The sequence below is a fragment of the Nitrobacter vulgaris genome (genome assembly GCF_031453995.1).
Classification (GTDB): Bacteria; Pseudomonadota; Alphaproteobacteria; order Rhizobiales; family Xanthobacteraceae; genus Nitrobacter; species Nitrobacter vulgaris.
The window spans coordinates 21,916-34,924 of record NZ_JAVDPZ010000029.1 but is presented as its reverse complement, the minus strand read 5'-3'; the positions used below and the strand labels follow the sequence as shown (position 1 = coordinate 34,924).

The following is a 13,009-nucleotide window of genomic DNA, read 5'->3' as shown; positions in this document are numbered from 1 at the left end:
GTTGCGGTCCGAAAATCCACCATTCGTGGTAACGAATGGAAACAATCAGCTTTGCCGATTGGCTTCCGCCATCGCGACAATGACCTTGCGCGGCCCTTTGAATGGCGCCCGGGCATGAGCCGTGAGCATGTTGTCGAGCATCACGACGTCGCCTGCTTGCCATGGAAAGCTGATCTTGTGTTTGTCCAGCGTGGCACGAACGACCGACAACGTTTCATCTTCAATCCTGGTACCGTCACCGTAAAAAGCGTTACGCGGCAGATGCATCTCGTCGCCGACCACGTCGAGCAGACTTTCGCGCACTTCCGAATCGAGATTTGAAACGTGAAACAAATGCGCTTGATTGAACCAGACCCATTCTCCCGTTACCGGGTGGCGCGCAGTACCCTGGCAGACCTGGCGCGTGCGAAGCTCGCCGTCATCCTTCCATTCGCATTCGATATCATGACCGGCGCAGTAGGCTTCGACTTCCGATCTGGAGTCGGTTCCGAACACGTCTTGCCAGTCGACGTCGAGACCATTGCCGTAATTGCGCACATACATCACTCCCTTATCGGCAAAGCGCTCACGAATGGCCGTCGGCATGTCGCTATAGATAGCGCGGCTATCGGCAATCGGCGTCTCGCCGCCCTCCAGTGCAGGCTGCACGCAATAGAACCATATCTTCATCGGCCAATCGCGCGTGTAGGCCTGTTCGTTATGTAACGGAATGTGCTGGTGAGGCGGGTATTCAGTAGAAGTGTAGACGCCGGAAGTAACCTGCGACCGCGGCGTTGAACCGAACTCGTATGTGAGCAGAGGGTGCCCGAAACCAGCGGCGAAGACGCGAAACGCATCAGGACCATTCAGGGAAAAATCGCGAAACACGATGCCGCCGCAATCAGTCAGGTGTCTGTCGATGACAGCTCGCAGCAAAGGAAGCGCTTCATCCAGTGGTCGTCCCACGTCTCCCGCCTTGAGTAATAAAGGGAGACTCCGACCATCAATGAGTGGCTGAATGGAGAATGCGCTCATCATCGTCACTCCGCTGTAAATCGACCGATCGCTTTGATTGCTCCGCCAGTACCGCTTCGATCAAATCGATCAACTCGGCCTGCCGCGTGTGAATAAAAAAGTGATGCCCCGGCAAAACGTCGAGCCCGAAGGACGCCGAAGTTTCCTGTTCCCAAGCCCGCAGGTTCTCGTTGCTTGTCTCGTCATCAGTCCCGCCGAAAACGTGCACGGAGCAAGGCAAGCGGGGCCGCATTCTGTAAGCATAGGCACCACACATCATGAAATCGGCGCGCACCACCGGCAGCGCCGATTTCATGAATTCGGTATTCGACAGCACCTCGTCAGGAGTACCCCGAAGTTGGCGCAACTCCTGCAGCAGCGCCTCGTCATTCAAAGGAAGACGCCACTTGCTGTCATCCCGAACCGCCGGCGCCTCCGCACCCGACGCAAAGAGAACGGCCGGCGCCCTAACGCCGCGGTCGAGCAGATTGTGAACCAGCTCAAATGCGATGATCGCGCCGAGGCTATGGCCGAACACTGCATAAGGAACATCAAGGTTCGCGCTTAGCTCGCTAGCGAGTTGTGACGCTAGCTCGTGAGGATTGGTTGCCAGCGCTTCATCCATCCGTGCGCCGCGTCCAGGCCATTCGACCGGCCAGACATCGATCCATGACGGTAGAAGCCTGCGCCAGCGCGCATAGCACATCGCGCTTCCGCCGGAGTAAGGCAGACACAGAAGCCGCATAGGATGATTTGGCTCCGCCACTACGCTGATTGCGACGGTGCTTCGTCCATGAATTTTCGCAAGCTCAAGGGGCGCATATCGATCCACACCTCTTCGATGTAGTCGAGGCATTCCTTCTTGCTGCCGGTCTTGCCTACCTCTTTCCAGCCGTTGGGAACATCTTTGAACATCGGCCAGATCGAATATTGCTCTTCATTATTGATGACCACTGCAAATGTCACATCGTCTCTATCAAACACCATCATGGCCCAGTCTCCTTTTTCAGAAAACGAAAGCGACAATGTTTGACTAAGTCAGAAGCAGATAATGGTCAAAGCAATATCGACCAGAGCATTTTTTAATGTCTCAAAACTAATGAGCGAACATCACACTGAACTCGGTTTCGCCATCACATCGTGGCGAAAAAGATAACAATGAGGCGAAGTTTAATCTAACTGCAGCGACTTTTTGACATTATGACTACGCGTATCGCAAATGGTTCCTATCGCACTATCGTCACATCTACACATTCACGTAGTCGTTCTGAGATTTCAAACGTGAGATCGAAATCTAGCTTGAAAAGCGATCATCTTCGATCTGAGCGCCGATGGATTCAAGGAACAGAGCTACTAAGAAACAGAGCTACTAAGAAATCGAGCCACGGATGATCACCGTGCAGGCTGAGACGGCAAAGCAGAGAGCGGGAGTCTAAATCAGATCTTCGCAACGTGAGTCGCAAAGATCGTCGAGCGGTCATGCTCGATGCGCAGCGGTGTTTCGTTCAAGCCTACCGAGCGGCATCAAACGGCGGCCCACTCACGCGGTGCACCTTGTCGATGTTCAGCCGCTTGAGACGCGTAAGCGCGCTATCGGAAATGTTTTCTTTTTCTGACGCGCGCTGACTCCGACGCACGCACCTCTTCATCCGGGGCCAGTTCAGGTTTCTTGAGCTGGTTATCGTTCGTTGCACAGAACAGGGCGCACAACGATAAGCAGATCACCGCGCTGCAATCGAATTGATTCAGCCGGACGATTCTTCACCGCCAAGTCTTCAACACATCAGGTCTTCAGCACATCAGGTCTTCAGCACATCAGGTCTTCAGTACATGAAGACGAATCCAATCCAGGCGGATGGCAAACCCGATAACGCCAAGAAGAACAAGCTGGGACCAATAAGGCTGAAGCCGATCGTGCATTGAATGCACCGTAAAGGCGACGTAGCCACCACGCCGCGCACATGCTCGACCTTCGTCTCAGCGCATCAAACGCTGAGACCCCGGTGGTGAGCTGTAAAGACGCTAGAAATTGAAGGTCGTCGACACCAGGTAGGTCCGGGGAGCGGCAAGCGTGATAACCCCGCTAAATGCCGACGCCCAGTACGCCTGGTTTGCGACGTTTTCGACCATACCCCGGACAATGATCGGCTTTCCGTTCCAGGGCGAGATAAAGGTGTATCGTGCTCCCAGATCGACCCGCGTCCAGTCGGGGATGGTCAACGTATTTGTGACGTTGACGTATTGCGCACCCGTATAGATGACCCTGCCAGTCACGGTGAGACCGCGCACGAAGGGCGTATCCCATTCCGCTCCGATATTCGCAGTGACCACAGGAACGCCGACTGCTTTCTTGCCGTCGTTGATCCCGCCTTGGGTTCTTTCCTGCACACCATCGATCAACGCGGCGCCGCCGAGCACGCGGATGGCGGGAGTGACCTCTCCGAATACATTGAGTTCCATGCCGCGGTTACGCTGCATGCCGTTAAGTTCCTGAGTCTGATTTCCGACTGCGCCGAGAGTGATGATGCTCCGCTGGCTGATATCGAAATAACTCAGCGTTGCCGTGAGTCGGTCGGCATCGAACTTAATACCGCCCTCGGCTTGCTGGGTTGGAGTTGGCGGGAACACGGTCCCGGCATTCGTAAAATTACCGGCCACCACGACGGGTGTCTGCAGACCTTGGATATAGTTCGCATAGAGCGAGATGTGCTCGACCGGCTTGACAACAATTGCATAGGCCGGACTCCACACTGACGAGCTAGTCTCCGGCCGACTCGAAGCGGGCGCCAGGAAATTTGTCACCTCCGTGCTGGCAGTCTGGTGACGAGCGCCGACCGTGAACTGTACCCGATCGTTCAGCATCGACATGGTATCGGATAGGCCGATGCTCGATAGCCTCACGCCGGTCCTCTGAGTGATAGCCAATCCATTGAAGTTGGTGGGCTGCGGTATGTTGGTCGGTTCGGTGTAGAGGTTCCAGGCAATTAGGCCCGCTGCGCGAAGGTTCTGGTCGTAGCCCCGGTCGTTGACCGAGTAATTGATATTCATCAAGTGATGAATAGGTCCGGTATCGACGTTCGCCCGGATACCAGTCGTGCCCGCGAAGGTCTCGAACGTCTCCTTGCCACGACCCGGTAGCCCGAGGAGATTCCCTGCATTATTTTGGATGTTGGGTGACGGATAGAGATAGTTGATGTTGCTGTCGTGATAACCGAACACGGCATAGGCGGTCATCCAGTCGGTTAGATCGACCTCTCCCTGTGCAGTCGTGAAGAAGTCCGTGGGCGCGTAATAAGCCCACGGAACTTGGAAATTGAGGCCAGGTGTCGGCGGCTTAGGAATGGACGTCACTCCCGCACCAATCCCGAAGAATCGCAGAGGCGGCCTCAGATTATCCGCCTGATAGCCGACATCGAAAGCCGCGCGCACCCTTTCGCCCCGATAATCAACGCCGAGGACCACGTTTCCAAACTCGTCCGTCTGCCGATTCCACGGCGTATTTCCGTTCGAGTAAGTGCTGTTCAGCCTGACGCCCCACTCCTTGTGTTCGCCGTATCGCCGGCCGAGATCGACATTTGCTCCAAATTGCGATTGGGAAACATAAGTTCCCGTTATTCGCGTGATGTCAGCGTCGGTCGCATGTTTGCTGATCAGATTGATGGCGCCGCCGACCGCCCCGCCGCTCGCGACGCCGGTACCGCCGACGGTCATGCCGTTGAGCAGCGCGCTCGGTCCCTTGAGGACTTCGACGCGCTCGACGAAGTTGGCCCTCGTGGAATAGTATGGTGCGATTCCGTAGAGTCCGTTCAGGCCGTAATCGCCGCTGTCATAGAAAAAACCGCGGATAAAAAGACCATCGGCGCCGCCACCGGCTGGTTGAACAGCCCTGACCGAAGGATCGTTGGCAAGCACGTCGCGAATCGTCCGCGCTTGCTGATTCTCAATGAGTTCAGCAGTATAGCTCGTCTGATTGAACGGCGTATCCATCACGCTGCGATTGCCGAGCATTCCTAGGCTTGCCCCAGTCGCAACCTGGCCACCGGCATAGACGGGCGGCACGGTGCCGACCGTACCGGTTGAAGGCACCACATAAGGGACGGGCGCCGTCTCGCGCGGCGCGGGTGCGGCCACCCGTCTCTGAACGGGACTGGCTGTTCGGGTTCGTGACCGCTTGGCCGACTGTTGTGCTTTCGGCTTGGGTGCGACAATCGTCACAGGCGGCAAGTTGGATTGCTGCGCGCGCGCGGCTTGAATGACGCCGGATGAATCCACCGAGACGACGAAATAGCTCACCGCTCCCAGCGACGCTATGCTCACGATCGTCTTGGCTGAAAGTTCTCGCATGGTCCCCGTCCCCCAATTATCTAAGCAATCCAAACCCCAGCGGCTCGTAACATAAGAAGCGATTCTGACGAAAGGATCGGGAACTAGAAACTATCTAAAGTCGTGAGGAGCCTTCTACTATTTCCACTTTGGTACGCATGCAGACTCACGGTTCGGAATTGCTCCTGCTCGACACAACTGACGCATTTTAGATTGCGGATGCAGACGAGAAGTCACTTCAGCGTACGAGCGCAGGACGAGAATTGGGCGGATTGAATGACCATTCGCAAATGGACCATCGCAAATGGAAGGGGCACCCCGCAGGGTGCCCCTTTTTGCATAAGCTTGTAAACGGGAGGTCCTCAATCACCTCCTGCAGGCAAGCCTTCGCGCCGCAGGATTAAAGCCAGTTTAGCGGAGTGGTGATTGAGGGCCAACAGCAAGTCTCAAGGTATCCGATCCCACTTTAGTGCGACATGAAAACGGGAACGGTCATCGCCGAGAGCATTCCGCGCGTCACGCCACCGAACACAAATTCACGCAGGCGAGAGTGTCCATAGCCGCCCATCACGAGCAAGCTCGTCGAACCGCCAGCAACATACGACAAAATGGCATTCGCGACGTCCCTATCGGCTGCCGGTATCGTTTTCACGTTGACCTTGATATCGTGTCGAGCGAGATGCTGGCCGATTTCAGTTCCTCGAAGAACCTGTTCATTCGCGGTCTTTTCATCTTCAACAATAAGCAGCTCAACAGCATTGGCTTTTTTCAGAAACGGCAATGCATCATTGATGGCACGCGCCGCGGTGCGACTTCCATCCCAGCAGCACACGATCTTCTCAAGCTTCAGAACTTCCCGCTGGTTGCTGGGAACAATAATAAGCGGCCGGCCAGAATCAAAAAGCGTCGTTTCAATTAGAATGCTGTTATTGATGCCCTTGTGATCATCGGATTGCATGACGATGCTTAAATCAAAACACCGCGCCACTTCTGAAAACGTCTGAGGTGTTCCTAAAACGAGACGCGATTCAGCTGAGAGTTCGCCGCGTTTCATAGCCAGTTCAAAACGCTCTATTGCACCGCGCGCCTCTGCTTCACTCTCGGCAAATAGATCGCCAAGAGCATCCGCGGGAATGTTCGCTTCGAAGTTAGATATAACGGCCGTCAAATGGGCGGAGAAAAGTTCGGCTATCGAAGCAGCAAAATCACGGGCGATATCCCGCGAGGGGTCGCGCTCCAGATGAAGAATAATGTCTTTAGGCATGCGATTCGCTCTCCAATCTGAACCATCCCCCGCAGAATTATGATATCGAGCATCAAAGCAAGGTCAAAGCTTCAAACCTTCGAAGGTTTTTGCGCGATAGCTGGCGCCCTTTCGAAAGCATGATCGATCTTCCCGAGACGAAATATGGTTCATCGTCCCGACGGAAGCAAAATAAGCATATAAGAGGTTCGTATGGCACACCGCCAGTAGCGGCGAGACTTCGCGGAAAATAAATGTATCGTTTCTAACCTTCCTGCGATCATTTTGGATCGATCAATCCTCGCCGGCCCTCCGTGCGGGAACCAGTGCATGCCGAGGTCATGTGGTGAGGACGCTGATAATCGACAACTACGATTCATTTACCTACAACCTGGTGCACTTGATCGCAGAGATAAACCAGGAAGAGCCCCTGGTCGTCCGCAACGATGCGGTGACATGGTACGAACTCTCCCAAAGACGATTCGATAATATCATTATCTCGCCAGGCCCGGGGCGGCCGGACCGGGCGGCGGATTTCGGCTTATCCAAGGCTGCGATCGAAGCGGCCGCCGTTCCCTTGCTTGGCGTATGTTTGGGACATCAGGGCATTGCCGTCGGGTCAGGCGCATCGTTGGCGCGGGCTCCATCTCTCGTCCACGGACGCACATCCAGAATCGTGCACCGGGGGTCCGGCCTCTTCGCCAACATGCCGCCATTGTTCAATGCGGCCCGCTATCATTCTTTTGTGGTCCAGCGTCCTCTCCCGCCCACTCTTGAGGAAATTGCTTGGACCGAAGATGGCCTTGTCATGAGCATCGCTCGTCGCGGGCGGCCGCAATGGGGCGTGCAGTTTCATCCGGAATCGTTTCTCACAGAAGACGGCCGGGTCTTGCTACGAAATTTTCGCGACCTTTCCTTTCGTTTCACGGGAAGAACCTCAACGCCACCGCTCGCAAGGCCGGACAAGCGGCGCACGACGGTGCCTACTGCCACGTCTCGCAAAGCATTCTGGCTCGAAATCCCGCGCGCGATTGACACCGAAGCGGCGTTCTGTTCGCTCTTTGCCGATCAGCCCTTCGCCTTTTGGCTCGACAGCAATCTTGCGGGGTCGCCGCTGTCACAATGGTCGTATATGGGAGATGCATCCGGGCCACATGCGGAAACGGTACAGTATAACAGCATCGACCGAACGATCCTTATCGACGATGCTCGCGGGCGCCGAACCGAGAACGTCGATATATTCGAGTATCTTCAAAGGGAGCATCCGAGCCGGCCGCAATCGCCGCCGCCATGTCCTTTCGTCGGCGGTCATGTCGGGTGGTTTGGTTACGAGCTGCGACATGATTGCGGCTCGCCGACCACGCGGCGGGCTGCAACACCCGACGCCTTGTGGATCCATTCCGACAGGTTCATCGCCGTAAATCATCTCGACGAAAAAACCTATATATGCGTGATCGATAGCCCCGGGGAAGCCGACCGCGCGCAGCATTGGATTCGTTCCGCACTTAAGCGGATCGAATCGGCGAACCGCCCGCCCCTGAATTTCCCTGACGTGATCGACCGGAGTCCGCTCGTGTTCGCCATGAAGGATGGAAGAGCGAGCTATCTCTCCAAGGTCGCCCGCTGTCTCGATTTGATCGCGCAAGGAGAGACTTATCAGGTCTGTTTGACCAGCGAGCTTTCCTGCACCGCCACAGTTGAGCCACTGCGAGTTTATCGCGCAATGCGAGGCGTCAATCCCGCGCCGTTTGCTGCGTTTCTCAAATGGCCCGGCGGAGCAGTCCTCAGCGCCTCACCTGAGCGATTTCTTGCCGTCGATACAGACGGCAACATCGAAGCAAAGCCGATCAAAGGAACGATCCGGCGCGCCGCCGATCCGCTTGAAGACCAGAAGCTGGTCGAAATGCTGCGGACCGATCGGAAAAACCGGGCAGAGAACGGAATGATCGTCGATCTCTTGCGTCACGATCTGTCCCGCTGCTGTGAGACCGGAACCGTATCGGTGCCAAGCTTGTTTGACGTCGAAACATATCAGACCGTCCACCAACTGGTCAGTACCATACGCGGCGTTTTGAAACCGGAGTATACGCTCATTGACGTGCTGCGCAGCGGCGCATTTCCGGGCGGATCGATGACCGGAGCGCCCAAATCCCGTACTCTTGAGCTTATCGATCAGTTGGAGCAGCGCGCCCGAGGTATCTATTCTGGATCACTCGGCTGGCTGGGTGATGATGGCGCCGCTGATCTGAGTATCGTGATCCGATCCATCGTGCTGACCGATGGACGGTTCTCTATCGGTGCGGGAGGCGGAGTAGTTGCAGAATCCACCCCCGAGGGAGAATTTGAGGAAATGCTCTTGAAGGCCGAGGCTTCGATCAAATCAATCGTCATCGCCACATTTGGAAGCTTCAGCGAAGGTCAATTTCGTCTGCTGGAGTCCAGCGACAGCACAGCGCAAGGCTGAGCACATCTGACGATCGCACATGCCACGGAAAAGCTGGTGTGCACCCGCTGGCCTTGCCTTCGCGCTCCAAATTTACCGGCTACGAAGATAAATCGCTCGCCGGCGGCATGGCATGAACAAGGACCGCGCCGATCGACGGGGATGGCGTCTTTATATCCACGCACTCCAACTTATCCCCTTTGCTGCGGCTAATGGCCTGAGACCTTTGATGGCGAAACGTCATGAGTAGCAGTGAGAGGTTCATCGAGATTCGGATTGTAATCAAAGCACTTCTATTTTGTGAATCAAAGCACTTCTATTTTGTGAACGGAAACGCAGCTTGTGTGAACTATCGATGACAGCAGTTTAACAACACACCGAATTTCATCATCACTAACATTGAGAACACGCATCAGGAGTCGTGCCTTGAGATTTGCTTTCGTGATCTGCGCGGACACCGCGGCGCACATGTTGAGGAATTGCAATCGGGACGAATTCGAATGGTGAATATCCCGCATCCCCGGGTCGCCTTTGGTGATTTACCTGATCAGTTCAATGCCGACGCAGACGAGGTTAGGCTCTCTCGGAAGACGCTGGCCGGTCTTCTTGATTTGTACATCTCCTCCTGGGATTTCGACGAAGATTGGTATCTCACAACTTACCCTGACATCGCGGCCGCCGTCAGCAGCGCCCGGTTTGCATCAGGATGGGCACACTTCAGATCGGTGGGATACCTTGAGGGGCGTCTCGGCTCTCCGACGATCGTAGACAGCGAATGGTATCTTGAGACGTATCCCGACGTCGCTCAAGCAATGCTGGAAGGCAAGATAGCCAGCGCTGCGGAGCACTTCGAAAACTTCGGATACGCAGAAGGCCGACTGCCGTCCAACCCTGGCGTAGACGCAAGGTGGTACGCCCGCCGCTATATGCACGTTCGCAAACCAAGTGAAGAGGAAAAAAACGCGCACGAAGATTTTGTCAGGCGTGGGTACCGCGGGTTGGCGCTACCCGCTTCGCCCCGCTGAGATTTTTGAGGGATGAACATGTTAGAAGCGCCGCTGCTTCCTGTAGCTCTTCGCAATTTTGACGAATCTCGATATCTGGAATCCAATCCGCACGCGCGCCATGCGTTAACTTCGGGTGAAGCCGCCAGCGCGCTCGATCACTATCTGCGATTCGGCATCGATGAGAACAAGCACTCTACCATCCGCCGCGAGCCGGGCGCTGTGGCATGCTCGGTCGAACGATACTTGGTTTCGGAGTCAGGGTTCTGCCTAATCATCGGCTGGCTCGCGGATGAAGGCTGTGAAACTCCGCGAATGAAGCTGATCGGGGGCGATTTCACTGTCGAGTTACCGCGAACCGCATGTTTTAGGCAGGCCCGGAAAGACGTCGAGCAACACATCCGCGAGGGCGCCTACGACTATGGGTTTGTTGGGTTCGGTCAATCTCCCTCGAAGTCTCTTTTGAAGCAGCCACTTCTGTTTCAGGTGGCCTCCCTGACTGGCACGTTCCAGACAAAAATTACTCCGGAGATCGTGTCAGACAAGCGTCTTCTAAATACGTTGTTGCAGATCATCGCTACCTGTGAATCTCATTCTGGTAAACAAGCGTCTCTGAATAGCTTTCTATGCGGAGCTTCGGGAACAGCTCTCATTCAGCTGTTTCGCTCTCATGTCGCATCCGCCGTGTCTAACTCTTACGTTGAGCGCTTCAGACCGCGCAAGGTATCAAGCTCATTTGTGACGGTACTCTTTGGCTCAACCGAGCCGATTAAGCTTCAGCCGATGTTATTCCGGGAAGCGGGGATCGATTTCGGAGAATGGATCTACGTCTGCAACTCGCCCGAAGACGCGGACGAGGTGTTGCGGTACGCGCGCCTTATGTCGGACCTTTATGACGTGATGATCACTGTCATTGCTTTGGGAGATAACGCAGGCTTTGGCGCCGCAAACAATGCAGCCATTGATCACGCCGCAAGCAACCGCATCTTCATTATCAATCCCGATGTATATGCAATCCCCGCTTATGCACGCCAGATGAAGCAGGTTCTGGCAGATACCAAGCTGGGAAAGACGCTCTGGGGCGGGTTGTTGTTCTATGATGATCACAATCTCATGCATTCAGGCATGTTCATCGATAAAGATGAATTCGTCCGACGCAATTCTCTGAATCGCACCGACGACTCGGTACTGGCACCATACGGACGCCTGTTGCGAGTCGAACATTTTGATAAGGGCGTGCCATTTTCCGAACCAGAATGGCAGAAGCCCAGGGCTGTGCCTGCGATAACCGGCGCGGTAATGGCCTTTGAAAAGCCAATGTTTGAAAAGCTCGGAGGATTTTCTACGCGCTACATTTATGGCCACTACGAAGACGCCGACTTATCACTGCGTTGGAACGCATCGAACGGGCCTGTTTGCGTACACCCGCAAATTCGCCTTGTGCATCTGGAGGGACAGGGTTCGCGCGCTCGCGGTGAAGAATATCGCGGCGCCTCCATGGCGAACCGCTACTTCTTCACCGCCGAACATGGCGCTTACTTCGACAAGCATCTCGCCAAGACAAGCAGGCGGACGCCATGAAAATGGTCTACGTTAGCTATCTTCATCCTTCAATAGCGCCGGGTGGCGCTCAACAGGTGGCATACGAAATGTTTCAGGCTAGCCTGAAGCGAGGACACGATGCCTATTTTATCGCAGCGCTCGAAGCCAATCACGATCAGATCTACGGCAAACCCGGCGCCCCCATCGTCCCTGTCCAGGGCGAAGAACGGCAGTACTTTTATTTCCCGCAGTACTACGATTTCCTCCACCTTTCCGTTGGAGATTGGCGCTCGATCCAGTTCTTTCGTGAATTGATCGAGCGGATCAAACCAGACGTCATCCACTTCCATCACTACCATCGCGTCGGCGTGGAATCGATTCGTGCGGCCAGGATTGCGGCGCCTGACGCAGTCATCTGTTTTACGTTCCATGAGATGATGGCGATATGCATGGCGGATGGCCAGATGGTGAAGAAAGGCTCGCGCGATCTCTGTCGATCGGCCTCTCCTGTTTCGTGCAACAAATGTTTCCCGGACCTTCGCCCCGAGTTTGTGACCCTGCGAGCCGCTCGTCTGAAGGCCGCTCTCGGGGAATGTGACGTTTTTGTTTTTCCATCCGAGTTTATCGCCGAACGATACGTTGAGTGGGGGCTACCTCAGGAGAAGTGCGTCGTCATACCAAATGGCCAGACAAACCTTGGTACGACATTCGACCGCAGTCAGCATTCGCGGCAGGTCAACCGCTTTGGCTTTTTCGGACAATTCATCGACAACAAAGGCGTAGACGTCATATTTGATGCCCTTCTGTTGCTTGGTAAAGAGCAGCGGCTTCCGGCACAAGGTATCGTTGTCGAAATAAATGGTGGCAACAAGCACTACGCATCCGGTGCCTATCTGGAGCGGATCAATCAACAGGTCGAAGAACTCCGCAAGTCCCAGTTCGGCAGGATCACCGTGCGTGAGAATGGAGCCTACGGTCGTGATCAGTTGGCCGAACGGATGGCATCGGTTGACTGGGTGATCGTTCCGTCGACGTGGTGGGAGATTTTTGGTCTTGTTGTTTCTGAAGCTTGGATGTTCGGCCGGCCGGTCATCGCTTCTGCAATCGCTGGTCTGAAGGAACGAGTGATCCCGCAAAAGAACGGGTTTACTTTCTTGCCACGGGACGGCCGGTCGCTGGCAGGTCTCATGTCGAATCTGGTCGGAAACGAGCAGCAATGGATCGCAACAAACCGATCCATTGAACAACCCTGGAGCGAAGACGAAATGCTGGACGCTCACCTGAGCCTTTGGAAGGAGTTCTCACCTACTGTTTACGATCGCCGGCACTCTCAGGCGGTGGCGGTCTAACGCACGGAGGGACGGATCATTTCTTTCCATGAGCAAGTTTCAAACCGAAAGCGAGGCATCCGGTTCATGTCCGCAGCCATCGGCCTTTGCGACTCTCAGCAACACGCAAAGC

Annotated in this window: 9 protein-coding genes; 4 read left to right on the top strand and 5 right to left on the bottom strand. The window is 55.1% G+C overall.

The annotated features are described in order from the left end of the window. Positions 1-45: 45 nt before the first annotated feature. From GGQ85_RS15875 to GGQ85_RS15855, 5 genes are all read right to left on the bottom strand, one after another. Positions 46-945: a TauD/TfdA family dioxygenase gene (locus tag GGQ85_RS15875; protein WP_309775325.1), complete on the bottom strand. Its 900-nt coding sequence runs from the start codon at positions 943-945 to the stop codon at positions 46-48. 37 nt (positions 946-982) lie between these two features. Further along, positions 983-1,738, bottom strand: coding sequence for a thioesterase II family protein (locus GGQ85_RS15870; protein WP_309775323.1), 756 nt, complete (start codon positions 1,736-1,738; stop codon positions 983-985). Between the two features lie 20 nt (positions 1,739-1,758). Continuing rightward, a complete protein-coding gene (locus tag GGQ85_RS15865) occupies positions 1,759-1,983 on the bottom strand; it encodes an MbtH family protein (RefSeq protein WP_309775321.1) in 225 nt (74 codons plus the stop codon). A gap of 1,032 nt (positions 1,984-3,015) precedes the next feature. Next, positions 3,016-5,337 (bottom strand): TonB-dependent receptor, encoded by a 2,322-nt coding sequence (locus GGQ85_RS15860; RefSeq protein ID WP_309775320.1) that lies wholly within the window; start codon positions 5,335-5,337, stop codon positions 3,016-3,018. Between the two features lie 445 nt (positions 5,338-5,782). Continuing rightward, on the bottom strand, positions 5,783-6,580 hold the full coding sequence (locus GGQ85_RS15855; RefSeq protein WP_079447727.1) for a universal stress protein: 798 nt from the start codon (positions 6,578-6,580) through the stop codon (positions 5,783-5,785). Positions 6,581-6,905: 325 nt separating this feature from the next. Here GGQ85_RS15855 and pabB point away from each other — a divergent pair, with 325 nt between their 5' ends. The 4 genes from pabB (at position 6,906) to GGQ85_RS15835 (ending at position 12,897) form a co-directional block, all read left to right on the top strand. After that, positions 6,906-9,023 carry an aminodeoxychorismate synthase component I gene (pabB, locus tag GGQ85_RS15850; RefSeq protein WP_309775319.1) on the top strand — a complete coding sequence of 706 codons (2,118 nt, stop codon included), beginning with the start codon at positions 6,906-6,908 and terminating at the stop codon, positions 9,021-9,023. Positions 9,024-9,502: 479 nt separating this feature from the next. After that, positions 9,503-10,027: a hypothetical protein gene (locus tag GGQ85_RS15845; protein ID WP_309775318.1), complete on the top strand. Its 525-nt coding sequence runs from the start codon at positions 9,503-9,505 to the stop codon at positions 10,025-10,027. Positions 10,028-10,039: 12 nt separating this feature from the next. Further along, complete coding sequence (locus GGQ85_RS15840) at positions 10,040-11,587, top strand: glycosyltransferase family 2 protein (RefSeq protein WP_309775317.1); 1,548 nt, start codon at positions 10,040-10,042, stop codon at positions 11,585-11,587. Further along, positions 11,584-12,897: a glycosyltransferase gene (locus GGQ85_RS15835; protein WP_309775316.1), complete on the top strand. Its 1,314-nt coding sequence runs from the start codon at positions 11,584-11,586 to the stop codon at positions 12,895-12,897. The genes GGQ85_RS15840 and GGQ85_RS15835 overlap by 4 nt, the downstream gene beginning before the upstream one ends. Positions 12,898-13,009: the final 112 nt, after the last annotated feature.